A 25417-nucleotide genomic window follows, 5' to 3' on the forward strand; every position below is an offset into this window, starting at 1 on the left:
ACCTTTACTGATTTTTTTTCTAACCCTTAATTAAACTGTGTGACTACAAACTCAAAGACTAACAAAGCCACTCATGTCATTGTAGGAATCGGAGCAAGTGCCGGTGGTCTCCAAGCTCTTAACGATTTTTTTGATAATGTTCCTACGGCGTCTTTGTATAGTTATATCGTAGTTCAACATCTTTCTCCTGATCATAAAAGCCTTATGGCTGAGCTTCTTAGGAAAAACACCAAAATCCCTATCGAGGTAATTGAAAATGGAGGAGAGATCAAAGCAAATTGTATTTACCTCATTCCACCTACAAACAATCTGGTGATCGAAGACGGTAAGTTTAAACTTCTTGAGAAGCCTAAGGATAAAACGCTTAACCTCCCCATAGATTTGTTTTTTGAGTCCCTTGCTAATCACGGTAAAGAACATTGCGCAGGTATCATTCTAAGCGGTACGGGTAGCGATGGATCGAGAGGTATTCGTGCAATAAAAGAAAAAGGAGGCGTGGTTATGGTACAGCAGCCCGATCAGGCGAAGTTTGACGGGATGCCGCGTAATGCCATAAAAACGGGACTGGCAGACTATATTGTTCCTGTAGAGCGTATAAGCGATGAATTGTCTAATTATTTTGAAGCGCAGAGCAGTATAGGTTTTGATGCCGAATTATATCAGTATGATGAGCAATTGTTAAAAGACATTTTAACGGTTTTAAAAACAAATACGGCGCTTGATTTTAGTTTATACAAGCGTCCAACGTTGTTAAGACGCATCGGAAGGAGAGTGCGTGTTTTAAAATTAGACTCGCTTGAAGGATATTATGAGTATTTAAAAGCACACAAAGAGGAGGTTCAAATTCTTTATAAGGAGTTTTTAATTGGGGTGACCAAATTTTTTAGGGACTTTAAAGTTTGGGAACTTTTGCAAAGTGAGGTCATTTCAGAAATTATCGCTTCAAAAGATGATGGAGATATCATTAAAATTTGGGATGTAGGTTGCAGCACAGGTGAAGAGCCTTATTCGCTGGGGATTTTATTTTTAGATGAAATAGAAAAGCAGAAAAAAGACATTTCACTTAAGATCTTTGCAACAGATATTTCACAAGACCACTTGGATATTGCGGGAAGAGGTACCTATTCTGAAAATGTTTTGAGTGACCTGTCTTCTGAACGTTTGCGTAAATATTTTAGAAAGCAGTCAGAGAATTTTATCGTTAAAGATAATTTGCGCAAGTGCATCATTTTTTCAAACCACGACATTACTAACGATCCACCGTTCAAAAATATGGATATGGTGATGTGTCGTAATCTATTGATCTATCTTCAAAACGATGTACAATCTAAGGTAATTCATTTACTTCATTATGCGCTGAAGCAAGACGGGATCTTAACCTTGGGCTCTAGTGAATCTTTAGGAGTGCATAAAGATAATTTTGAAGAGGTCAATCGCAAATGGAATATTTACCGAAATATAGAAAGTTCTGAGCGTTTAAAAACCGAAATATTGAATTCTACGGCAGAACGTCAAACGTTTAAACGTCACGAAAACGGAATGAAAAACGGAAACGTGCAAAATTACAGCAACACGCAACGCCTGAAAGAAGAGATCAGTAAGGCGATCATTCAGCAGTATGGGGCTGCAAGTGTGTATATTGATGAGAACTTCCAGATTTTGGAAGCTATGGGCGCTTTTAAAAAATATGCCCAGTTGCCAGAGGAAGGCTTCACCACAAATCTTATGGAAATGCTTCCTAAAGAGTTGGTAGGCCCCATTAAAAATACCGTTAATAAAGCCAGACGCAAACGCAGTCAAATTCTGTATAAAGATGTTGAGGTTTTTAACGATGCAGAAGAGTTGCAGTCGCGACTTGATGTTTTGATTAAACCCATTAAAAATGGTACTACCGAAGGGGATTACCATTTTATTGTAACGCTCATTGAGCAAAATAAAGAAAACAACAGAGCGCTTATTGTAGAGCGTGCAGATATACATAAATCCTCTCAGGAACGTATTAAAGATCTTGAAGAAGAGCTTAAAGAAACGCAGTACGAACTGAGCAATGCCCTTGAAGAGGCAGAAACCAGTAATGAAGAATTACAGGCTTCTAATGAAGAATTACTTGCCTCAAACGAAGAGTTGCAAAGTACCAATGAAGAGTTGCAAAGTGTAAATGAGGAGTTGCATACCGTAAATGCAGAGCATATCGAAAAGATGGAAGATCTTGCAATGCTCAATGCAGATATGGATAACTTGCTTGACAGCACTCGTATAGGGACGGTATTCTTAGACCGTAATTTGATCATTAGGAAATTCACGCCTGCGATTCGAGAGCATTTTCATCTGGTAAAGCAAGATATTGGCAGATCGATCGAGAACTTCGTAGCCAATTTTGGTATTCGTAAACGCAAAACAATTGTAGACAATTCAAGAACTGTGATGGAAACCGGGCAGGTTTTTGAAAAACGCATTAAAAGTAAATCAGGGCGCTATTTCTTGCAGCGCATCTCGCCCTTTCATACTTCACAAGATACGATAGATGGTGTGGTGATCACATTTATTGATATTCATAAAGTAGAGCAATCGCAAGAGCGCCTACGTAGAAGTGAAGAGAAATTTAAAGCCTTTTATGAAGATGATCCGGTGATGCACGTTACGATCAATTCGCATACTGGTCTGATCTCTGAGTGCAATAAGCTTTTCGTAGAGACTTTGGGCTTCAAAGAGAAAAATGAAATTATTGGTAAATCTATCTTTGAGTTTTATCCGAAGCGTACGAAGGTTAAAGCAATTGCTTTGTTAGACGAACTCGAAAAATCGGGTAGTATCGCCAATGAAGAATTGATGTTGGAATGTGTTGATGGAGATAAAGTAGATGTATTGTTTAATGCAGAGTTGATGACCACAACTTCTGCGAAAGATACCACCCAATGGCGCTGCACGCTTATGGAGATCACCGATCTTAAAAATGCGCAACAGGAGTTGCAACGTCAAAAAGACGATTTGGAGCGTATCAATACAGATCTGGAGCAGTTCGTTTCTATTTGTTCACACGATTTACAGGAGCCGCTATCAACCATACGTTTCAGCAGTGATTTTCTTTCGAAGAAATTCAGCAGTGAGTTGAGCGAAAAAGGAAAGGAATATCTAGGGTATATCCACGAAGCCTCCGGTAGAATGGCAGAGCAGATCAAAGCGCTGTTAGAACATAGTCGAATAGGTGAAGACCTTAAGAAAACCAAAGTTGATGTAGGAGAGTTGCTCGAGGTGGTAAAATATGATTTAAACCGAAGCATTCGTGAGGCTAATGCAACTGTTACGGTAAGCAAAATGCCACAATTGATGGCCTATGAGACCGAATTGCGTTTGTTGTTTCAGAATTTGATCAGTAATGCTTTAAAATATCGAAAGAAAGATACCAATCCTAGTATTCGAATTTCAACATTTGCTGATGAAGAGTATCAAACATTTGCAATTGCAGACAACGGGATCGGGATCAAAGAAGATGATCTAGAGGCGATCTTCAAGATTTTTGGTCGCGTTCCTACCGAAGAGAAATATGAAGGTACCGGAGTTGGACTGGCGCATTGTAAAAAGATCGTGAAACTACACGAAGGGAAAATTTGGGTAGACTCTGAGTTTGGTCAAGGGAGTACGTTCTATTTTAAAATTAAACGCTAATTCATGACGCAAGGCCCTAAGTCCTTATATCCAAAAGAAGTATCTCTTACAAATTGCGATAAAGAACCTATACATATTCTTGGTAAAATACAACATCACGGTTTTTTAGTAGCCTGTGATGCTTCAAATCATACCATTACCTATTGCAGTGATAATATCTCAGCACTTTTTGATAAATCTGCTGAAGATATACTCGGAAGTTCGTTGAGCGACTTGCTTTCTGAGACGATCACTCAAGATGTTTTAAAAACCACTTCAGGAAAAAAATCTATATCCATTCAGCTAAAACTGAAGGATGAGGTATATGTTTTGCTTTCTCATATTAATGAGGGGAATTTGGTTTTAGAGTTTGAGCCACTGCAAGATTCCGGAGATCCATATAATTACCAAAATCAACTTTCAGAAATTGTAGCTCAGCTTAATGCTGCTACTGATGAGCAAGAGATGTGTGATGTAACCGCAACCTTGATCAAAGAGTTTTTTGGTTATGATCGGGTGATGATCTATCGTTTTGATGAAAACTGGGATGGGATCGTGGTTTCAGAAGCACGAGCGTCTAATCTGGAAGAATGGTTAGGATTGAGGTATCCCGCATCTGACATTCCGCAGCAGGCGCGCAAATTATTTTTAAGACAAGGCGTGCGCATCATTGCCGATGTGAAAAGCGAACCGGTGGCGATACAGGCCTTTGGAGGGAAAGAGCAAGACAATCCTATCGATTTATCAATAAGTGAAACCAGAGCTTCTTCACCAATTCATATTGAATATTTAGAAAATATGAAGGTTGGGGCTTCGCTTACGGCTGCGATTATTTCTAAAGGAACGTTGTGGGGTTTGATCGCCTGTCATCACTACAGTCCCAAGTTTGTAAACTATTACCAGCGCCAATCCTGCAAATTCATTACACAAGTTTTTTCAAGTCAGTTGGTGTTGATGGAGTCGAATACTTGGCTTAAAAAGATCAACAAAGCTGCTAACTTACGCAGCAAGCTTATTGAGAAAATTACCAAAGACTGGGATATACACAAGGGATTGACGCAAGGTGAAGCAACGATGCTTTCGCTTACAGAAGCAGCCGGAGCTGCAGTGTTCATTGACGGGAAACTTAAACGTGTAGGAGTAACCCCAAAAAAGAAAGAGATCAAGGCGCTTATCGCAGCATTACAAGAGCGTGCTACAGATGATTTTGTGACCACGCAACTGGTTGAAGAACTACCAGAAATGACCGCTTTGCAGGAAAAAGCTTCCGGAGTTTTATGTTTGTTCTTATCAAATACCAAAAAGGATGCTTTGCTTTGGTTTAAGCCGGAAAAGGTAAAAACGGTAACCTGGGCAGGAAATCCTGATAAAAAGGTTTTGGTAGATAAAGATGAGCGACTTACGCCTAGAAAATCTTTTGAAGCTTGGTCTGTACAGCAAGAAGGTAAATCGGCGCCCTGGCAAGAATATGAGATTACCGCTGCCGAAGCGCTAAAGCAAGATATATCAGAGATCATTCTCGAGAAGTATGATGAAATAAAAGAGCTTCATAACCTGCTTAAAGTAGCCTATGAAGATCTGGAAACCTTCAGTTATAGTGTTGCGCACGATTTGCGAGCGCCGTTGCGCGGAGTTGATGGTTTTGCGCAGATCATCAAGGAAGATTATTTTGACCATCTCGATGAGTTCGGTCAGTCTTCCATAGAAACTATTATCGATTCTGCTACGCAAATGAACCGACTCATAGATGATATTCTGGCATTTTCGATGGTTTCTCAGGCTGCGATGCATAAAGATTCATTTTCTATGAACAAGGTCGTAGCTGATGTGCTTAAACTGCTCGCGGTTAAACAAGAGTATCCGGCGATCAAGATCAAGGTTCAGGAAGAAATGCCTAAGGCCTATGGAGATCAAAAAATGGTTGCGCAGGTCGTTCAAAACTTGCTTACTAACGCTTTGAAATATACCCAAGATGCTGAAAATCCATCGGTCGAAATCGGGTATACGCAAGAAGACGGTAAAGGCTATTATTTTGTAAAAGATAATGGGATTGGTTTTGACCAAATACACGAAAAACGCATTTTCAAATTATTCAATCGTCTCGTGAGTGATGCCTATGAAGGTTCGGGAATTGGATTAACTATTGCCAAGCGTATTGTGAAGAAGCATAACGGGAGCATTAAAGTAAAAAGTGAAGTAGGAGTAGGAAGCACTTTTTTGTTTAATTTGGAATCTTAAATCGAGAGCTGTGAACAGTGATTACATTTTATCAATAGAAGATAATAACACCGATATTGTCTTGATGAACAGGATCTTTAAAAAAAGTATTCCTGAATTTGCCATTAAACATATCACAGACGGCCAGGAGGCGATGGCTTATGTAGAGTCTGAAACCTTTAGGAGTCACCTTCCCAAATTGATTTTGTTAGATATAAAAGTCCCAAAATTAAACGGACTAGAGATATTAAAAAGATTTAGAAAAAAAGAAGAATTTCAAGCTATACCGGTTGTGATGATGAGTTCTTCTGATAGAAAAGATGAGATAGAAAAAGCCTACGAATTAGGGGCTAACAGTTTTATGGAGAAACCCCGAACGTACCCCGAATTGTCCAAAGCATTACCTGCTTTAATTAATTATTGGATTGTTTATAACAAATAAGATGATCAAAGAAGAATTAAAAATATTAATGGTTGAAGATAACCCGGCCGATGTTACCCTGATCAGGCGGGAGATCTCTAAAGTTGCCGAAAATGCCGAGGTGACCGTATGTAATAATGTTACAGACTTCAGGTTGAATCTTATTAAGAATCCGCCAGATTTGATCATTTCAGATTATAATTTACCTACAAGTTCAGGGCTCGAGATTTTGGAGGTAGCGCAACGCTTGACACCTTCAGTAACCTTTTTGTTTATTACAGGAACGATCAACGACGAGGAACTCGCGGCAGACACTATTTTGAATGGTGCTTCGGGTTATATGCTGAAGAAAAACATAAGCAAATTACATCAGCGTTTGGAGCCGTATTTGAATGCGATTTCAAAAAATGGTCCGATGATGCATCCGGTGCGTAAGAAAATCGTAGAGAGTAAAAAACTGGTACGAGACATTGAAGTATTTCTAGAGAATTTTTCCAGAGAAAATATGTCACATCGCGAGGGAATGCTCAAAATTCAAGAAGACCTTAAACGCCTTAAATAAGGATATGATTTTAAAACACTTAAAGAAGCAGACCGAGACCCTACACAAGAAGACTGAAGAAGATAATCTTGCTAAATACATTTTAGATCACAGTATTGATAAGGAAACCTATAAAAGGCTGCTTCAACAAAATTACCTGGCTTACGCAAGAATCGATGCGTTGTTGGCCTCAAATAGCTCTACTTTAACTGCGGAATTAAAACCTTTTGCAGATAAAGCTAAAAGCAATGCATTAGCTGAAGATCTAAAAAGACTTAATGCTGAAATTCCACAAGTTGATCCAGTAAAAGATTCCTATTCTGCTGCGTTTCTTTTAGGATTGATTTATGTAGTTGAAGGTTCAATGATGGGCGGTTTGCTCATTAGGAAGAATCTCGAAGCCTGTACGCATTTAGAAGACATTGAACAGCATCATTTCTTTGGGAAATCAGCACCTGAAGTAATGCAGCGTTGGAAAGCTTTTACTCAAGCGGTTGAATCACAGACCTATACCAAAGAAGAGCAACAGCAAGCTGTAGATGGAGCGCATACAGCTTTCAACATTTTTAAAGATTCGTACAGCTACGCTTAGATTTTTTCACACTCCAGCATAACAGTGGTGCTATCTTCAAGCGTTGTGAAGAAGAGGTATAAATCACCGCCGCTTTTTACTTTGAATTTGGCTCGTAAACTAGCTACAGATTCTTTAAAATTCCGTGTGGTGATGTTGGCTTTTTTTCTTTTTAAGAATTTAGCAATGCTCTTTTTTGAATACGGATGAACCGCATTGATTTTAAAATGCCTGCCCGGAAATTGGATTGCTTCAGTTGAAGTATACAAATGGGTGTTGGGTGCTAACTTATCAAGCTTATAATGTGATGAGATCCAATTAAAGCAACCTAGTTTTAGCAGTGCCGCGTTGGGTTCGTATAAATAGTTTGAAGGTGAGTCGTAGGTCGCTTCGGCGGTTTGCAAATCGAAGCCTTCAATTGAAACCGGAAGATCAAACGCACTAGTTAAGTTTACAGCGATCAATTCAATATCCGGTTGTGTTTCATTAGAAAGCACCCAAAGCAATTCTTTAACTTCGTTTTTTACCGCTACGCAGTGAATTTGAATTACATTTTTCAGTTCGCGCAGACCTGCAGCAATATCTAGCAACGGACTGGTCTTAATCACAAGATGCTTGGCCTTATCTAATAGGAAATCAAGATGCTCCGGAATATTCGGTTCGCAATCCTTCAGCATAAAAACTTTTCCTTTATCCTCATTCCTTCGCGAAGGATCACAATAGATCAAATCAAAATTGCCTGCAGTATTTTTAATAAAGTCTATGCTATTGTGATTGATGGTTTTGATGTTTGTAGCACCTAAAACTTCAAAATTGTGTTGAGCGAGTTCACTCAATTCAGCATTCATTTCACAATGTGTGACCTCGTCAAAAACAGTGCTTAGAAAATAGGTGTCAATCCCTAAACCGCCCGTGAGGTCAATAGCACTTGAGCCAGCAAACAAGGATGCTTTATAAAGTGCAGTCTCTTCTGATGAAGTTTGTTCCAGGTTAAGTTTGGGAGGATATAAAATTTCTGGCTTTTGAAACCAAGATGGAAGTTTGCGTTCTGCCTTTTGTAAGCCAATGATTTGTTGCGCTAGTTCTGGAGCGCTTACGTCTTCAAAGGGAGACTTACTCAATAGTATTTTGGAAACATCTGCTTTGTAATGCGCTCTTGTGTAGGTTATAACCTCTTGTTTTAAAAGGGTTTTATTAAGAGTCATACAGGTTTTTTGTAAGCTTTTGAACAATTTTATATTCCGAAAGGAACTCCTTGGCAATTACTTTGATCGCAGTGTACGCAGGAATGGCGACCACCATACCGAATATTCCGAAAATCAGTCCTGCAATTACGATCACTAGGAAAATCTCTAGCGGGTGCGATTTTACGCTACTTCCAAAAATAAGCGGCTGATTGATAAAATTATCGATCAATTGTGCGATGCAGTACCCAATGAACACGTAGATCATTTTGGGTAAAATAACCTCTTGAAAGTCTGCTGTAAAATTACCACTTATAACAAGTAGCATCATAACCACGCCACCCACAACCGGACCAATATACGGAACAACATTAAGCATTGCGCAAAAGAGCGCTATGGCAAAAGCATTGGGTATTTGAAAGCTTACCAGTAAAATAGCATAAATGGTAAACAGGATCATAAGTTGAAGTAAAATCCCTAAAAAGTAGCGCGAAAGCAGTTGTTTGGTTTTGTGAAAAACCCTGCGAAACCGGCGTTCTTCTCCAGTGTTGGCAAACACCAGAAAACTATCTAGAAGTAAATGACTGTCTTTTAATAGAAAAAAGGAAATAAAAATCACTGACAATAAGCCGACAATCAACGAACTGAAGTTCCCCAAAATACTGTTGATGAAGGTAGGGATTACCGAAATGTCAAAGTTTTTGATAAAGTCTGACTGCTTTAAACCTTCAATTAAGGTTACTTGATCAACCCCCATCGCACGGCTGAATTCAACGTTAAGCCGGTTGATGTTGTGTTTTACTTCTTCAAAATTGATCTTGCTTATGTGTTCGCTTTGATCGATCAAAATGGGAATGAATAAGGCTAAAATACCTGAGATCACACAGATCACCATAAGTAATGTGGTGATTGCCGCCGCAACGGCGCCAAACTTACACTGATGCTTTAAAAAGTTCACTACGGGACGACCTATCAAAGAAATGACTGCTGCTATACAGATAAAAATAAGCACCGCTTGTATTTGGTATAAAAACCAAATCACAAATACAATTCCGCCCAAGATTCCCAATGCTCTGAGAATTCCGTAGGCAATAACCTTAGACTTATTTTCCATTATTGGGGTTGTTGATGAGTTGGTAAGCAGCTATTGCTGCGGCCTGACTTACGTTCATACTGCTGTTTTTTCCGCGCATCGGAATGTACGTAATATGATCTAAGATATTCAAAACATCTTCACAAATTCCGTAGCGTTCATGGCCTAAAACTAATGCTATTTTTTTAAATGCGTATTCATTCAGCGAAGCAAGCGGTTTACTCGTTGTGGTGAGCTCGAGTCCTATAAGATGGTAATCTTTTTCTTTAAGCCCATTTAGAGTTGTGATAACATCTGCATCTGGCGAGTAGGGAACCAGCTTTTCACTGGAACGCGCAGTGCGTTTAAGCCGTGTACTTTCAAATTGAATAGTAGTGTTGCAAAAGTAAATATGGGCGATTCCCAAAGCATCTGCCAAGCGAAAAAGGCTACCGGCATTGGCCGGACTATTTATTCCGTCACAAACTAAAACAAAAGGAAAGGTTTCCTTTTTAAAAGGAGTATTCTCGTGAATGAGCTGTTCAGTTTTCAAAGGCATATTTTATGATATTGGCTCCCATTTGTAAGGCGCGTTGTCGCACCTCTGGCGGATCGTTGTGTACGGCTGCACTTTCCCAGCCATCACCCAAATCGCTTTCTAAGGTGTAAAGAATAACCAGGCGTCCTTCGCGAAATAAGCCAAATGCTTGCGGTCTTTTGCCATCGTGCTCGTGTATTTTGGGTAGTCCTTCTTTGAAGGTAAATGCCGTTGAAAAAACAGGATGATCTGCAGGAAGCTCTATGAGTTCTTCTTCTGGAAATAACTTTTTTAATTGCGGACGTAAATATTGATCAATACCATAATTATCATCAATATGTAAAAAACCACCACTGTCTAAGTAGTTACGCATATTCTGAAGCGCTTCATCAGAAAAAAACACATTTCCGTGGCCGGTCATATGTACAAAGGGATACTGCATAATTGCAGGGTCTTTACTGGTAACATTGGCGACTTTGGGTTGGATAGCGGTTTGTATATTGGCATTACAAAATTGCACCAGGTTGGGTAAAGACGTGGGGTTTGCATACCAATCGCCACCGCCTTCATATTGTAAAACGGCGATTTGCTGTGCACTAAGCGAAGTCGCTGTGAATACCAATGTTAATAAAGAAGCAAACCAAAACTTAACCACTTTAGTATAGTTTTTTAAATTGAAGAACGAAATTACTTATTTTCTAGGCAACACCCTATTAATTTAAAACAGCAATATGTGTTTCTCAATCAAATTGAATAGCTGCATATGAGTACATCAAACACAGATTATCTTGCTCAGATAACGCCAATACTGCCCGTAAAAGATGTATTGGAAGGCCTTGAATTCTACATCAAAAAGTTAGGCTTTGAGCTGATTTTTATTGATGAAGAGCGCAATCCACGGTATGCGGGTATTAGACGGAATAACATCGCATTGCATTTGCAGTGGCACGATGCAGCCGAATGGGAACACGATCAAAACCGCCCTATGCTGCGCATTCAAGTACAGGGCATAGAAAATTTATACAAAAAGTATCAGCTTATGGGCGTGTTTCACAACCATACGTCTCTAGAAGAAAAACCCTGGGGCACTTTAGAGTTTGCTTTTTACGATCCATTTAAAAATGGATTGATCTTTTATGCGGAAGCTTAAGATGTTTAGGCTTTCACCTTTTCCTTCAAAGGGATTTGATTTTTGATCAAGTCATCAAAAGTTTCGCGCTCGCGAATGAGGTGTGCTTTTCCGTCAAGGAATAAAACTTCTGCCGGACGATATCGCGAATTGTAATTGCTGGCCATACTGAAGCAATAGGCGCCTGAATTGCTAAAAGCAAGAATATCACCTTCAGCGATCTCTGCAATTCTTCGGTTTGTAGCAAATGTATCGGTCTCACAAATATATCCTACAACCGAGTAAAAGCGTTCGCGGCCTTTCGGGTTGCTTATATTGGTGATCTCGTGACGGCTTCCGTAGAACATAGGACGAATGAGGTGGTTAAAGCCACTATCTACCTGCGCAAAAACAGTTGAAGTCGTTTGTTTGATCACATTGACTTGTACAAGGAATTTTCCTGCTTCACTCACAAGGAACTTTCCGGGTTCAAAAACAAGCGTTAGCGGCTTGCCGTAGTTTTTTTCAAAGGCATTAAAACGCTTACTCAATTTCTCACCAAGCTCTTCGATATTGGTTTCAATATCTCCTTCTTTATAAGGAACTTTAAAACCACTACCAAAGTCTAAAAACTCAAGGTCTTTAAAATCTTTGGCCGTATCAAAAAGAATTTCTGCAGCGTGCAGGAACACGTCAATATCCAGAATATCGCTACCGGTATGCATGTGAATTCCGTTGATATTCATTCCGGTATTTTTTACGATACGCAACAAATGCGGAATTTGGTGAATACTAATACCAAATTTACTATCAATATGTCCTACTGAAATGTTGGTGTTTCCACCGGCCATTACATGCGGATTGATACGTACACAAACCGGAGTTTTAGGATGTTTTGTGCCAAATTGCTCCAGGATAGATAGGTTGTCGATATTGATTTGCACGCCCATTTTTGCAACCGCTTCCAGTTCGTCTAAGGAAACCCCATTAGGCGTAAACATAATTTTAGAAGGATCGATTCCGGCCGCAAGGGCAAGGCGCACTTCTTGTATACTAACCGTGTCCATCCCGGCACCAAAACCGTGAATCAACTGAAGCACTGCAAGATTAGACAAGGCCTTAACTGCATAATTGATGCGCAGGTTTTTAACCTTGTTAAAAGCACCGGTAAGACGTTTATATTGCGATTCTATTTTTTCGGCGTCATAAACATACACAGGGCTCCCGTGTTCTTTTGCAATGGCAAGTAAGTTTTGGTTGGTCATAATCAATACACTTTAAGCCTGCAAATCTAGTATAGATAATTTAGTTTAAAGCAGGCTTCGGTCAAAAAATATAGCGAGATGTACATTTTAAAGCTAAAAAAAGCATTGGATTTTAGTTAGTCTTTTTAATAGGCTACGCAAAGGTTTTAAAAATGCAGTATTGAAAGCAGAAATCAAAAGTAAATTGCTAGCAGGGTTTGCGCTAAATACTTATTTTTGCTCTGCAAATTTCAAATATATAGAAACGCCTGATTATGAATCTACACGAATATCAAGGAAAAGAAATACTTAGCAGTTTTGGAGTGCGTATACAGCGCGGTAAAGTAGCAACTACTGCTGCAGAGGCAGTTGAGGCTGCAAAAAAACTTACAGAAGAAACCGGTACGGGATGGCACGTGATAAAAGCGCAAGTTCACGCCGGAGGTAGAGGAAAAGGCGGTGGAGTAAAACTGGCTAAAAACCTTCAGGAGGTTGAACAAATTGCAGGAGAGATCATCGGGATGAACCTGGTAACTCCACAAACTTCAGCAGAAGGAAAAAAAGTACACCAAGTGCTTGTTGCTGAAGACGTTTATTACCCAGGAGATAGCGAGCCGGAGGAATACTATATGTCTGTTTTATTAAACAGAGCTACCGGAAAGAATATGATTATGTATTCTACCGAAGGTGGAATGGATATCGAGGAAGTTGCTGAGAAAACTCCACATTTAATTTTTACTGAAGAAATTGACCCTGCAACAGGATTGTTAGGCTTTCAAGCAAGACGTATCGCATTTAACCTAGGTTTAAGCGGGACTGCCTTTAAAGAAATGACCAAGTTTGTTGCGGCATTATATAAAGCCTATTCAGAATCTGATTCTTCATTATTTGAGATCAATCCTGTGCTTAAGACCAGCGATGATAAAATCATGGCTGTAGATGCTAAAGTGTCTTTAGATGATAACGCATTATACCGTCACAAAGATTACGCAGCAATGCGTGATAAGCGTGAAGAAAACCCAGTAGAGGTTGAAGCAAAAGAAGTAGGGCTTAATTATGTTGACCTTGATGGTAACGTGGGTTGTATGGTAAACGGTGCCGGACTTGCAATGGCAACTATGGATCTTATCAAGCAAGCGGGTGGTGAGCCGGCTAACTTCTTAGACGTTGGAGGTACAGCGGATGCAGAACGTGTAGAAACTGCATTTAACTTAATTCTTAAAGATCCTAACGTAAAAGCGATTCTTGTAAATATCTTTGGTGGTATTGTACGTTGTGATCGTGTTGCACAAGGTATTGTTGATGCTTATAAAAACATGGGAACAATCAATGTACCTATTATCGTAAGACTTCAAGGAACCAATGCTGATATCGCAAAAGAATTGATAGACAATAGTGGTCTTGATGTTCAAAGTGCTATTCAGTTTAAGGAAGCTGCAGATAAAGTACAGCAAGTATTAGCATAAGCGCTAAATAAAATACTTCCGATTCATCGGAATTTTAAGCCTCAGTCAGTTGACTGAGGCTTTTTTATTGGACCTATATATTGAAATGCCATTGTTCCGATAACTACTGGTATATTCCGAATCTAAAAATTTGGTGTTAACCTATAACGTTTGAACATGGGGCGCGATAGTTTATTTATAGAGAGCTTGTAGTAGTTGTAAGTGATTGTAATTCAGAAGAATGTATTTAGCTTAATGGATTTAGTTTTGGTTCTAACTCTTTGGTTTTCAGCTATTAGCTTCGTTAATAATCTGTTAAAAACAAGGTTAAGGTGTAACTGTTTGAGGTTTGAGCCGTCTTTTTAGTACATCATTCAAAAATCAAACATTATGAAAACTTTTAAAACAATGGTACTTGCAGTTGCGATCATCTGCGGTACAGCGTTAAACGCAAACACCACTGAACCAACCGAGCCAAGCTCAAAAACTACAAGCGCAGCTGTAAAGCGTGCAATGAATGTAGAACTGGCAAATCTTTTAGCAGAGCCTAACTTTAATGTGGAGCAAACCACATCGGTTAAAGTATCTTTTACTGTGAATAGCGACAACGAAGTAGTTGTGCTAAACGTAGACTCAAAAGATGCCTCTATTGAAAAGTATATTCAGGGGCGTTTGAACTACAAAAAGCTTGATTCTAAAGCTTTAGTGGGACAAACTTATCACGTACCTGTAAAATTAGAGAGTACGTTATAAATGCAGTTTTTAGTTAGTAGAAAGAGCCCGGCTGAAAAGTCGGGCTTTTTTTAGGTCTTATAATTATTTAAAATGCCATTTTGGCGTTTGAACTTCAATAAAAACAGACAAAAAGTCGGTTAAATTCTAGTGGTATCCAATTTGCTATTAATTGAGTGTAATAATTAATAACAACAAAATTTTTGAGATATGAGCTTAGTTAAAAGAACAAACGAAAACTGGTTACCATCCATTTTTGATGACATGTTTAAGACCGATTGGCTGGGGGGAACAACCAATGTTAACAGTATAGGCGTGAGCATTCCAGCAGTAAACATTATTGAGAAAGATAGTGGATTTGAAGTAGCAGTTGCTGCTCCGGGTAAAACCAAAGAAGATTTTAATATTGAGTTAGATAATGATGTGCTCACCATTTCTGCTCAAGAGCAAAAAGAAGCTGAGACTAAAGAAGAAGGAAGATTCACTAGACGCGAGTTTAGCTATAGCACTTTTAAACGTGCCTTTAGTTTACCAGATACGGTGAACAGTGCAAAGATTGAAGCTAGCTATGAGAATGGGGTGCTCAATATAGTAATCCCAAAAAAGGAGGAAGCAAAGGTTCAGGCAAAACGCTTGATCGAGATCTCCTAAATGTTAAGTAAGTAAGTTTTTTTGGTTAGTGAAGAGTCCCGGGTCATTGAATTGATCCGGGATTTTTTTATTGGCATCGCGAAAGTTTTATTGCGCAGGTTTTGCAAGAGGTAGTTTCTCTTCGATCATTTTCTTGGATGAAATGTATTCAAAACATCTGCCAGATGGGAACGGTCGACATGCATATACACTTCGGTAGTAGTAATGCTTTCGTGTCCCAACATTTGTTGTATAGCTCTTAAATCGGCTCCATTTTGAAGCAAATGTGTCGCGAAAGAATGTCTAAACGTATGCGGACTGATCTTCTTTTTAATTCCGGCCTTTTGGGTATGTTGTTTAACCAAGGTAAAGATCATCGCCCGGGTAAGCTGCGCGCCGCGACGATTGAGGAATAGAATGTTTTTAAATTCGGGTTTAGGAGCCTCGTGAATGCGAATTTGATCCCGATAAATCTCAATATATTTTTGGGTGATGGGAGCAATGGGCACAAAGCGTTGCTTGTCTCCTTTACCGGTAACCAAAATATATCCTTCATCAAAAAACAAATCAGAAAGTTTAAGATTCAAAACTTCAGAGACCCGAAGACCACAACCGTATAAGGTTTCTAGTATGGCGCGATTACGTTCGCCTTGCGGCCTGCTCAGATCAACCGCATCAATGATACGATTCACTTCATCTTCAGAAAGCGTATCGGGAAGTTTTCTGCCAACTTTCGGGGCTTCAATGAGATCGGTGGGATTGTCTTTGCGATAATCTTCAAAAACCAAATACTCAAAATATCCTTTTAAGCCTGAAATAAGTCGGGCCTGCGATGAGGCAGTGAGTTCTTTTGCGTAGGTATATATAAAATCTTGCAGTTGTTCTTTAGTAATTGAAATGGGTGAAGCTTCAACCGAATGTTCATCGATCCACTTGATGAGCTTGCTGATGTCTAGGCCATAATTTACAACTGTGTTCTCAGAAAGACCACGTTCTATCTTTAAGAATAATTTATAGTCTATTAACGAATTTTGCCAATTCACAAATGAAATGCAGGTTTTTTAGGAATCTTTTAAAAATAGTTTATCAAAGCCTTAATAGTTTCGTGTAGCTAACCCTCCTAGCTTTGTCTCAAATCTAAATATAAAAATTATGAAAAAGTTATTTTTAATAGCCAGTTTTATTGTTTTAGGAACTACTGCAACTCAAGCCCAAGATTATTGGAATTTTGGTATCAAGGGTGGTGCTAATTTTGCAACTATTGCAAATGAAGATGGAGAAAATCCTGACGGAAGAACAAGTTTTAATGTAGGTGCAATGGTCGAAATCCCGGTTTCTGATAAATTCTCTATTCAGCCAGAGGTCTTGTATTCTGCACAGGGAGCCACTCTAGCATCTTTTGATGAAGACAACACGTTTGATGTTGATGATAATGTAGAATATCAATTAGATTACATACAAGTACCGGTACTTGCTAAGATCTATTTAGTTGAAGGATTGAGTGTACAAGTAGGTCCGTCTTTTAATTTCTTAGCCAATGAAGAAATCGACTTTGACCCAACAAGCGATAGCGGAGACATTGATATCGAAGATGGAGCAAACGGATTTGAATTTGGTGGGGCAGTAGGTCTTGAATACAAGTTCGCTAACGGATTTTTGATCCAGGGACGTTACACAAGAGGATTCTCTGAAATTTACGATAACGCAGATGGAAGAAACTCCGTAGTACAAGCAGGAATTGGTTTTATGTTTTAAACAGCCTAACCGCAAACGAATACTAGAAAGCACCTTTTTAAGGTGCTTTTTTTATTAGCACCGCCAAGGGTTTAATACTACGAGGCTTGCTTCGAAATTGAAAATTCGTTTCCAAGCAATGCCTCATGGACTTGCCTGAAGTTGTTTATTTTATCTTTTCTAGAATTATCCCCCAATTATCTTCACGATTACAGTATTAACATTATTTAAGAAAGTAGAAAAAAAGTTACTTCTAATACAATAAAATTAAAGTACTTCTATTTCAACTTTATACGAATAGATTTTAGGATGATTCCAAACTGAGTTTTTACTAAAAATCAGAAAATCAAGAAGTTTCGTAAAGGCGAGTTGTTGGCAATATTTTAGAGAAAGCTTAGAGAATCATTAATACTTGTGAAGCCTTGCAGCATCTAGCTTTGTTCAAAATTTAAACAACAAATTATTCTTATGAAAAAGCTATTTTTAATTGCGAGTTTTATGGTTTTGGGTGGTGCAGCTGCTCAAGCTCAGGATGCGTTTCACTTCGGCGCAAAAGGTGGTGTAAACTTTGCTAATCTTGCCGGAGACGATGCTGCCGATCAGGAAAGCAGAACGAGTTTTTATGCAGGTCTTGTTGCTGAGTTACCGGTTTCAGAAATGTTCTCTATTCAACCAGAGGTGATTTATTCAGCACAAGGTTCTACCATTGCAGCTATTGACGAAGACAACACCTTTGACGTTGACGATAATATCGAGTATCAATTAGATTATATTCAAGTGCCGTTATTGGCAAAAATCTATCTTGCTGATGGTTTGAGCATTCAGGCAGGTCCCTCGTTTAACTTCTTGGTAAGTGAAGAGATCGATTTTCAACCTACTTCTTCTTCGGGAGATATTGATATCGAGGATGGTGCAAACGACTTTGAGTTTGGTACTGCTGCCGGTTTAGAATATCAGTTTGATAACGGGTTATTCATTCAAGGGCGTTACACCAGAGGGTTCACCAAAGTTTACGACAATGTAAGTGCTTACAACTATGCGATTCAGGCAGGTGTAGGTTTTGTATTCTAAAACAAACTAAACGACCAACCAAAAAGTATAGCCTCGCATGTGCGGGGCTTTTTTTATAGGCGATTTTTAAATTACCTTTACGCAACAATCAAATGAAAATGGCTCAAGAACTCAAAATACTTGTTATCAATGGTCCTAACCTTAACCTGTTAGGCAAACGCGAACCTGATGTTTATGGAAATCAATCTTTTGAAGATTATTTCTCAAAGCTTCAGTTTCAATTTAAGGAGACTGAGCTTTCTTATTTTCAGTCTAATAGCGAAGGAGATCTGATCACCAAAATTCAAGACGCCGATGGTGTTTTTGATGGTATTGTGCTTAATGCTGCCGCATACACGCATACTTCAGTAGGAATTGGTGATGCTATCGCTGCGGTTTCTGTGCCGGTGATCGAGGTGCATATTTCAAATACATTTGCACGCGAAGCCTTCCGTCATCAATCCTATATTTCTAAACACGCTAAAGGAATCATCGTAGGTTTTGGTTTGCAGAGCTACGAATTGGCGATCAAATCTTTTCTATAAGTATTTTGCAAAAGGCCTATTTCAATTGGAGTAGTGGTAAGGATTCTGCGTTGGCTTTGTACACCATTTTAGCCGAAAAGGAATTTGAGATCACTAAACTTGTCACGACTATAAATACGGATGTTGACCGGGTTTCTATGCACGGTTTGCGTGAAGAATTATTAAACCGTCAAGCGGAAGCACTTGGTTTTCCATTAGAAAAAATTTTACTTCACGGCGCCATCTCAATGACCGAATATTCTGAAATCTTGGGTGCAGCAGCCCGAAAGGCAGTTGATGAAGGAAACACACACAGTATTTTTGGGGATATCTTTTTAGAAGATTTAAAAGCATATCGCGATGAGCAGTTGGCTAAAGTCGGACTCAAAGGCGTGTATCCACTTTGGAAGAAGGATACCAAACATTTAATTACTCAATTTATCGATCTGGGCTTTAAGGCGATTACTGTTTGCGTTAATGGAAAGCATCTGGACAAATCATTTGCAGGAAGAATTATAGATCATCAGTTTATAGCCGATTTACCTTCGGAAGTCGATCCTTGCGGAGAAAATGGCGAATTCCACACGTTTGTTTTTGACGGACCTCTTTTTTCTAAGCCTGTAACTTTTGAAATAGGAGAGATCGTGGAGCGCTCGTATAAACCTAAAGCCGATCAAGAAGACAATTGTTTTTCTGAAGATGAAAAACCTTGGGATACCCAATTCTATTTTTGTGATTTGATACCTGTTTAAAGTGACGTAAGGTAGTCTTCAAATTCTTATAAAGAAAAAATCCCTGAAATTGAATTCAATTTCAGGGATTTTACTTTTGTCTAAAGTCTTATAAATGAATTACTTCATCATAAGCTGCAGCAACAGCTTCCATCACCGCTTCACTCATCGTTGGGTGTGGGTGAACCGCTTTAAGCACTTCGTGACCGGTAGTTTCTAATTTTCTACCTAATACAGCTTCAGCGATCATATCAGTAACGCCGGCACCAATCATATGGCAACCTAACCACTCACCGTATTTCGCATCAAAAATAACTTTCACAAAACCATCTTTATTTCCGGAAGCACTTGCCTTACCAGAAGCTGAGAATGGGAATTTTCCGATTTTTAGTTCGTATCCTGCTTCCTTAGCTTGCTTTTCAGTCATTCCTACTGAAGCGATCTCAGGAGAAGCATACGTACATCCCGGGATATTGCCGTAGTCTAATTTTTCTACGTGCATTCCAGCAAGTTTTTCAACACAAATAATTCCTTCAGCAGAAGCAACGTGTGCTAGTGCAGGACCGGGAGTTACATCACCAATCGCGTAATAACCCGGCATATTGGTTTGGTACCAATCGTTTACGATCACTTTATCCTTATCGGTAATGATGCCTACATCTTCTAGACCAATGCCTTCGATGTTGGTTTTAATACCTACTGCTGAAAGTACAATATCAGCCTCCAGTTTTTCTTCGCCTTTTTTAGTTTTTACTGTAGCAACAACACCGTCTCCAGAGGTGTCTACAGACTCTACCGAAGAACCGGTCATAATGTTGATACCGGCTTTTTTCAAGCTGCGTTCAAATTGCTTAGAAACTTCTTCGTCCTCTACAGGAACGATGTTTGGCATATATTCTACGATGGTAACTTCGGTTCCCATAGCGTTGTAAAAACTACCAAATTCACAGCCTATCGCTCCAGATCCTACAACGATCATTTTCTTAGGCTGCTCCTTTAAAGTCATCGCCTCACGATAACCAATGATTTTTTTACCGTCTTGAGGTAAGCTAGGCAGTTCGCGTGAACGCGCACCAGTTGCAATAATGATGTTGTCTGCACTATATTCGGTACCATCAACGTCAACCTTTTTACCTGGTTTTAGTTTTCCAAACCCTTCAATAACGTCAATTTTATTTTTCTTCATCAAGAATTGAACACCTTTGCTCATTCCTTCTGCAACACCACGGCTACGCTTTACAACCGCATCAAAGTCTTTATCTGCACCTTCTACTTTAAGACCATAGTCTTCGGCATGTTTCAGATATTCAAAAACTTGTGCACTTTTAAGAAGCGCTTTGGTAGGGATACAACCCCAGTTCAAACAAACGCCCCCAAGGCTTTCTTTTTCTACAATAGCGGTTTTAAAACCTAATTGTGAAGCACGAATAGCTGTAACATAACCACCGGGTCCACTTCCTAAGACAATAATATCGTATTTACTCATAGTTTTCAGTGAAATTTGAGGCACGAATTTACGCATTAAAAGTCTAAAAAACGAACCAACTTAGACTTAGGATTTTCTTTCAAAAGCTTACTGAAGGCGTTGCTTAATTTCTTGCTGTAGTTGTGGAATCACATCGCTTTCAAACCATTTGTTTTTATTCATCCAAAAATGATTTACCGGCGAAGGATGCGGAAGCACAAAATACTTAGGAAGATAGGCTTCAAAATTTTGAATACGTTTGGTTAGGGAGCGCTTGTCTTGCAGATAATAGCTTTGCGCGTGGTTGCCAATTAAAATGTAGAGCGGATCTGCTTCAAAATGGTCGATTACTTTTTGATGCCAAAGCGGGGCACATTCTGGTCGAGGAGGAAGATCTCCAGTTTTGCCTTTCCCCGGGAAGCAAAAGCCTAAAGGCAACACAGCAAAATTATCGGGATTGTAGAAGGTATCTTCGTTTACACCTAACCACGCCCTTAGTCTGCGACCACTGGGATCATCCCAAGCAATTGATTTTTCATGTGCGATTTTTCCGGGAGCTTGGCTAGCCAGAACGATTTTGCTTTTTGGCGATGCCGAAATAATGGGATTAGCGCCTAAAGGCAAAAAAGGCTTACAAACGGAACAGTGTCGTATTTCCGTAAGTAAACCTTTCATAAATTTAAATCTTAAAGTTTATTTAAGCGTTTGAATATTGGTTTCATTCAATTCTAAAGCACTCATAACCTCGTAGTAATTTGAGAAGTCACCGTTAAATTCAGCTACGAGATCAGAAGGAACAACAACAATTCTAAAAATCTGATCTTGCGTAAATTCAGCACCTGCTAGAGAAATATCATCACTTTCTAGAATGATATCAACATCCCCTAGAGTATAATTGAATCTATATTGTAAAAAACCTCCATCATCAAAAAATATGGTAGCTGTAGGTAAGGGCTCCCAAACATCTAATCCGTCAACCACATCCTCTAGTCGATAAACCAAGACTGCATCTCCGTTAACAATATTACTAGGAAAAGTAAAACGGTAGAAGTCATTGTCTACTGAAAAGTCAATTGCTGGAGTTTCGTAGGTACTTCCTACCAAAGCCGTTCCATCTAATCCAGGAGGTCCTTGTGGACCCGGGTCTCCTTCACAAGCTGTAAATCCTAAAGCTACTATGCTAAGTATTGTAAATAATTTTTTCATCGTTTTTTGTTTTAATGTTTATCGCTAAAAGTAAATCAAGAGTCATTCCGAAACTTTTAAAACTATGCTAAAGCTCTTATTTTAATAAAACATTAACGCAGTTTCTTTTTATCCTTCTTCCTGATTTTTGGTTATTCTTTTTCATAATCTATTGAAGCTGAGTTGACACAATAACGCTGACCAGTTTCCGTTGGGCCATCGTCAAAAACGTGACCTAAGTGGCTGCCGCAATTGGCGCAGAGAATTTCGGTGCGTATCATTCCGAATGTAGTATCGCGGATATATTCTACAGCTCCGGGTATCGATTCATCAAAACTGGGCCAGCCGCATCCACTTTCAAATTTACTATCGGCTTCAAAAAGTTTTGCATCACAAGCACCGCAATGATAGGTGCCGTCCTTTTCAAAATGCAAATTGTATTTACCGGTATGTGGCCGCTCGGTGCCTTTACCGCGTAAAATATGATAACGTTCAGGACCGAGCTCCTCTTTCCATTGCGCTTCGGTTTTCTGTATTGGGTATTCTTTCATAGTATTTTTTTATCATTTCCGCGAAGGCGGAAATCATTTTATCCGCACTTCGATTCACTCATTATAAGTTACGGCGGAAATCTTTCAATTTTTAGGTCACAAGTGTTTCTCCCGTTGGTGGCTACGGCCTTTATTTTTTAGGAACGAAATTTAAAGCGACTCCGTTGATGCAATGGCGTTTTCCGGTAGGTTTTGGTCCGTCGTTAAAAACGTGTCCTAAATGACCGCCACAGTTAGCACAATGCTCTTCGGTGCGTGTGTAACCTAGTTTGTTGTCTGAAGAAAACTCGACATTACCTTCTATATAATCGTAAAAAGAAGGCCAACCGGTACCGCTGTCAAATTTGGTTGAACTTTTAAAAACCGGATTTTGACAGGCCGCGCATACATAAGTTCCTTCTCCTTTAATGTTGAGCAATTCACTGCTAAATGCGCGTTCAGTTCCCTCTTTACGCAAAACCTGATATTCTGCATCGGTCAATTCCGCTTTCCATTCTGCTTCGGTTTTTGATACCGGAAATTGTTCCTGTTTATCATTTTGAGCGGTGCCCTTGCAAGCGTTTAGGCTAATCAATAGCCCGAGTATAAATAACTTTTTCATAATACATTTTTTATAAAATTACGTATTGCAGCAAGTACTGGTTTACTGTAGTCGTGTTTTTAACAAAAGACTAACGTGTGTATATTCTGTTAAGCCTTTGTCAAATTCTTATTTGGGCTGTGGTTCTAATTAATTATTGCTATTTTTAAGGGTAATCAATTGAAAGTAAACTACCTCAGGGTAAGTCCATGCTTGGAAACGAATTTTGAATTTCTAAGCAAGCCTGTCTGACGACAAAGGCAGGCTTCGGAGAATTAAACCCTTTGGCGGTGCCAATAAAAAACTAACACCCTTGACTAGAGAACGTATTGTTATAGAGAATGTAGAACCCCAGCTTCAAGGCGGGGATTTTTTTATCAAAAGAGTTGTAGGCGAACTCATACACGTAACTGCAGATGTTTTAGGAGATGGCCATGATGTGATCGATGCAGAAATTTGCTTTAAAAGCGAGCATGATAAAATTTGGAAAACAGAGCGGTTAGAGCATCAAGGCAATGATCGCTACGCGGCGACTTTTGTTGTTGAGCAGCAGGGTTTTTATGAGTATAAAGTGCGTGGGTGGGTAGATCACGCATTGAACTGGCAACACGGTACAGAGGCCAAATTAAAGGACGGCCAATATATTAAAAGTGAGCTGCTGGACGGCGTTCAATATCTTGATGCGGTAGTAAAAAAGTTGGATGAAGACGGAAAGCACTATGTAAAAATGTTGAAGGAAGTGTTTCAGGATGAAAATCGTTATGACGAGGCCTGTAGTTATGCCGTTTCTCACGATTTACACCGCATATTCAAAGATCATCCGGAACGTAAATTTGCGCACGAAAGCAAAACGCTTCAGGTATATGTAGACCGGGAAAAAGCGCGTTTTAGTACTTGGTATGAGTTTTTCCCAAGATCGGCTAGTAAGCAGCCCGGGCAACACGGTACATTTAAAGATTGTGAGCGTTTGTTGCCGCGTGTAGCAAATATGGGATTTGATACGTTATACTTTCCACCCATTCATCCCATTGGAGAAGTAAACCGAAAAGGAAAAAATAATGCAACCAACGCCGAAGAAGGCGACAGCGGTGTGCCTTGGGGTATTGGTTCACGTTTTGGCGGACATAAAAGCATTCACCCGGAATTAGGCTCTGAAGAAGATTTTAAAAACCTTATCAAACACGCCGAAAGTTTGGGGATAGAAGTTGCGATGGATTTGGCATTTCAGGCAGCTCCAGATCACCCGTATTTAAAGGAACATCCGGAGTGGTTTAGAAAACGACCGGATGGTACGATGCAATACGCTGAGAATCCGCCAAAGAAGTATCAGGATATTGTCAATTTTTATTGGGAATCTGAAGATTATAAAAACCTCTGGAAAGAACTGCTTAGTGTGGCTTTTCATTGGATCGATTTTGGGGTCAAGGTTTTTAGAGTTGATAATCCACATACCAAGCCGTATTACTTCTGGAATTGGTTTATCGCAGAAATCAAGAAAAAACATCCTGATGTGTTGTTCTTGGCCGAAGCCTTTTCCCGACCTAAGGTGATGCAGCAACTTGCAAAACAAGGCTATTCGCAGTCGTACACCTACTTCACGTGGCGTACCAGTAAGCACGAATTGGTAGAATATATGACCGAGCTTACCCAAAGCAAAATGCGAGAATACTTTAGACCTAATTTTTGGCCCAATACACCAGATATCAATCCGTATCATTTACAAGGAGCCAATGAAGCACAACACATTATTCGTTATGCTCTGGCGGCAACCTTGAGTTCAAATATTGGCTTGTATGGTCCGGTTTACGAATTTATGGTGACCGAAGGTGTACCCGGAAAGGAAGAGTATATGAATTCTGAAAAGTACCAGATCTCCCATTGGGATTGGAATCAAGAGAACAAACTTACCCGTCTCATTACCAAAATTAATTGGATACGTAAGCAACAACCTGCGTTGCAACAAACCAACAATATTCAGTTTTGTGAATTGCATCACGAAGGGCTTATGGCGTATTACAAGTGGGATCAAGATCAAAATAACGAATTGCTAATTGTAGTAAGTCTTGATCCGTATTATAAACAAGCGGGTAATTTGAGACTGCCTTATGAGAAAATAAATATTGCTCCGGGTTCTCAAGTGGTTGTAAAAGATCTTATCACAGACAGCACGTATACTTGGAATCAAGAATGGAATTATGTCGAGTTGCATCCGGCTTTACCGGTGCATATTTTCCAGATATATAAATAGA

At 39.3% G+C, this 25417-nt stretch carries 25 protein-coding genes; 14 read left to right on the plus strand and 11 right to left on the minus strand.

Features of this window, described 5'->3' with window-relative positions; genetic code table 11:
* The first annotated feature begins 39 nt into the window (after positions 1 to 39).
* From MED217_RS07035 to MED217_RS07055, 5 genes are read left to right on the plus strand one after another with little or no spacing between them, the layout of a single operon-like run.
* Entirely contained in the window at positions 40 to 3666 is a 3627-nt protein-coding gene (locus tag MED217_RS07035; protein WP_009779800.1) for a chemotaxis protein CheB, read from the plus strand.
* 3 nt (positions 3667 to 3669) lie between these two features.
* Complete coding sequence (locus MED217_RS07040; RefSeq protein WP_009779801.1) at positions 3670 to 5883, plus strand: ATP-binding protein; 2214 nt, start codon at positions 3670 to 3672, stop codon at positions 5881 to 5883.
* Between the two features lie 10 nt (positions 5884 to 5893).
* Positions 5894 to 6304 carry a response regulator gene (locus MED217_RS07045; RefSeq protein WP_009779802.1) on the plus strand — a complete coding sequence of 137 codons (411 nt, stop codon included), beginning with the start codon at positions 5894 to 5896 and terminating at the stop codon, positions 6302 to 6304.
* 1 nt (position 6305) lies between these two features.
* Complete coding sequence (locus MED217_RS07050) at positions 6306 to 6845, plus strand: response regulator (RefSeq protein ID WP_009779803.1); 540 nt, start codon at positions 6306 to 6308, stop codon at positions 6843 to 6845.
* A 4-nt stretch (positions 6846 to 6849) separates the two neighbouring features.
* Positions 6850 to 7416 (plus strand): biliverdin-producing heme oxygenase, encoded by a 567-nt coding sequence (locus MED217_RS07055; protein ID WP_009779804.1) that lies wholly within the window; start codon positions 6850 to 6852, stop codon positions 7414 to 7416.
* Here the strand turns inward: MED217_RS07055 and MED217_RS07060 are convergent.
* The 4 genes from MED217_RS07060 to MED217_RS07075 are packed head-to-tail and all read right to left on the minus strand — an operon-like array spanning position 7413 to position 10844.
* Entirely contained in the window at positions 7413 to 8600 is a 1188-nt protein-coding gene (locus tag MED217_RS07060; RefSeq protein WP_009779805.1) for a THUMP-like domain-containing protein, read from the minus strand. The two genes, MED217_RS07055 and MED217_RS07060, sit on opposite strands and share 4 nt — an antisense overlap.
* Positions 8590 to 9693 carry an AI-2E family transporter gene (locus MED217_RS07065; RefSeq protein ID WP_009779806.1) on the minus strand — a complete coding sequence of 368 codons (1104 nt, stop codon included), beginning with the start codon at positions 9691 to 9693 and terminating at the stop codon, positions 8590 to 8592. Before MED217_RS07065 ends, MED217_RS07060 begins: the two co-directional genes overlap by 11 nt.
* Positions 9683 to 10204, minus strand: coding sequence for a TrmH family RNA methyltransferase (locus MED217_RS07070; RefSeq protein WP_195891556.1), 522 nt, complete (start codon positions 10202 to 10204; stop codon positions 9683 to 9685). The genes MED217_RS07065 and MED217_RS07070 overlap by 11 nt, the downstream gene beginning before the upstream one ends.
* The gene (locus MED217_RS07075; protein WP_009779808.1) at positions 10194 to 10844 is read right to left on the minus strand and encodes a DUF4159 domain-containing protein; all 651 of its coding nucleotides are present in this window, start codon (positions 10842 to 10844) and stop codon (positions 10194 to 10196) included. The genes MED217_RS07070 and MED217_RS07075 overlap by 11 nt, the downstream gene beginning before the upstream one ends.
* 108 nt (positions 10845 to 10952) lie before the next feature.
* Between MED217_RS07075 and MED217_RS07080 the strand changes: the two genes are divergently transcribed.
* Positions 10953 to 11339 carry a glyoxalase superfamily protein gene (locus MED217_RS07080; RefSeq protein ID WP_009779809.1) on the plus strand — a complete coding sequence of 129 codons (387 nt, stop codon included), beginning with the start codon at positions 10953 to 10955 and terminating at the stop codon, positions 11337 to 11339.
* Positions 11340 to 11344: 5 nt separating this feature from the next.
* Here MED217_RS07080 and lysA read toward each other — a convergent pair whose 3' ends face one another.
* Positions 11345 to 12562, minus strand: a complete 1218-nt coding sequence (gene lysA, locus MED217_RS07085; protein WP_009779810.1) for a diaminopimelate decarboxylase — start codon at positions 12560 to 12562, stop codon at positions 11345 to 11347.
* A gap of 254 nt (positions 12563 to 12816) precedes the next feature.
* Here lysA and sucC point away from each other — a divergent pair, with 254 nt between their 5' ends.
* The 3 genes from sucC (at position 12817) to MED217_RS07100 (ending at position 15369) form a co-directional block, all read left to right on the plus strand.
* Positions 12817 to 14007 (plus strand): ADP-forming succinate--CoA ligase subunit beta, encoded by a 1191-nt coding sequence (gene sucC, locus MED217_RS07090; protein WP_009779811.1) that lies wholly within the window; start codon positions 12817 to 12819, stop codon positions 14005 to 14007.
* Between the two features lie 369 nt (positions 14008 to 14376).
* Positions 14377 to 14739 (plus strand): hypothetical protein, encoded by a 363-nt coding sequence (locus MED217_RS07095; RefSeq protein ID WP_009779812.1) that lies wholly within the window; start codon positions 14377 to 14379, stop codon positions 14737 to 14739.
* Between the two features lie 189 nt (positions 14740 to 14928).
* Complete coding sequence (locus MED217_RS07100; protein ID WP_009779813.1) at positions 14929 to 15369, plus strand: Hsp20/alpha crystallin family protein; 441 nt, start codon at positions 14929 to 14931, stop codon at positions 15367 to 15369.
* A gap of 125 nt (positions 15370 to 15494) precedes the next feature.
* Here MED217_RS07100 and xerA read toward each other — a convergent pair whose 3' ends face one another.
* Positions 15495 to 16391, minus strand: a complete 897-nt coding sequence (gene xerA / locus MED217_RS07105) for a site-specific tyrosine recombinase/integron integrase (RefSeq protein ID WP_009779814.1) — start codon at positions 16389 to 16391, stop codon at positions 15495 to 15497.
* A 109-nt stretch (positions 16392 to 16500) separates the two neighbouring features.
* On the opposite strand from xerA, the gene MED217_RS07110 reads away from it, so the two are divergent.
* The 4 genes from MED217_RS07110 (at position 16501) to MED217_RS07125 (ending at position 19408) form a co-directional block, all read left to right on the plus strand.
* Positions 16501 to 17103, plus strand: coding sequence for a porin family protein (locus MED217_RS07110; RefSeq protein WP_009779815.1), 603 nt, complete (start codon positions 16501 to 16503; stop codon positions 17101 to 17103).
* A gap of 447 nt (positions 17104 to 17550) precedes the next feature.
* Entirely contained in the window at positions 17551 to 18153 is a 603-nt protein-coding gene (locus MED217_RS07115) for a porin family protein (RefSeq protein WP_009779816.1), read from the plus strand.
* Positions 18154 to 18251: 98 nt separating this feature from the next.
* Complete coding sequence (gene aroQ / locus MED217_RS07120; protein WP_009779817.1) at positions 18252 to 18677, plus strand: type II 3-dehydroquinate dehydratase; 426 nt, start codon at positions 18252 to 18254, stop codon at positions 18675 to 18677.
* 5 nt (positions 18678 to 18682) lie between these two features.
* Positions 18683 to 19408: a Dph6-related ATP pyrophosphatase gene (locus tag MED217_RS07125; RefSeq protein WP_009779818.1), complete on the plus strand. Its 726-nt coding sequence runs from the start codon at positions 18683 to 18685 to the stop codon at positions 19406 to 19408.
* Between the two features lie 88 nt (positions 19409 to 19496).
* Here MED217_RS07125 and lpdA read toward each other — a convergent pair whose 3' ends face one another.
* From lpdA to msrB (MED217_RS07150), 5 genes are all read right to left on the minus strand, one after another.
* Positions 19497 to 20873, minus strand: coding sequence for a dihydrolipoyl dehydrogenase (gene lpdA / locus MED217_RS07130; protein ID WP_040532641.1), 1377 nt, complete (start codon positions 20871 to 20873; stop codon positions 19497 to 19499).
* 87 nt (positions 20874 to 20960) lie between these two features.
* Positions 20961 to 21527 carry a uracil-DNA glycosylase family protein gene (locus tag MED217_RS07135; protein WP_009779820.1) on the minus strand — a complete coding sequence of 189 codons (567 nt, stop codon included), beginning with the start codon at positions 21525 to 21527 and terminating at the stop codon, positions 20961 to 20963.
* An 18-nt stretch (positions 21528 to 21545) separates the two neighbouring features.
* Positions 21546 to 22058, minus strand: a complete 513-nt coding sequence (locus MED217_RS07140; protein WP_009779821.1) for a hypothetical protein — start codon at positions 22056 to 22058, stop codon at positions 21546 to 21548.
* Positions 22059 to 22189: 131 nt separating this feature from the next.
* Positions 22190 to 22588, minus strand: a complete 399-nt coding sequence (gene msrB, locus MED217_RS07145; protein ID WP_009779822.1) for a peptide-methionine (R)-S-oxide reductase MsrB — start codon at positions 22586 to 22588, stop codon at positions 22190 to 22192.
* A 130-nt stretch (positions 22589 to 22718) separates the two neighbouring features.
* Positions 22719 to 23189 carry a peptide-methionine (R)-S-oxide reductase MsrB gene (gene msrB, locus MED217_RS07150; RefSeq protein ID WP_009779823.1) on the minus strand — a complete coding sequence of 157 codons (471 nt, stop codon included), beginning with the start codon at positions 23187 to 23189 and terminating at the stop codon, positions 22719 to 22721.
* A gap of 292 nt (positions 23190 to 23481) precedes the next feature.
* Between msrB (MED217_RS07150) and MED217_RS07155 the strand changes: the two genes are divergently transcribed.
* On the plus strand, positions 23482 to 25416 hold the full coding sequence (locus MED217_RS07155; protein ID WP_009779824.1) for an alpha-1,4-glucan--maltose-1-phosphate maltosyltransferase: 1935 nt from the start codon (positions 23482 to 23484) through the stop codon (positions 25414 to 25416).
* Position 25417: the final 1 nt, after the last annotated feature.

It is taken from the genome of Leeuwenhoekiella blandensis MED217, from assembly GCF_000152985.1.
Classification (GTDB): domain Bacteria; phylum Bacteroidota; class Bacteroidia; order Flavobacteriales; family Flavobacteriaceae; genus Leeuwenhoekiella; species Leeuwenhoekiella blandensis.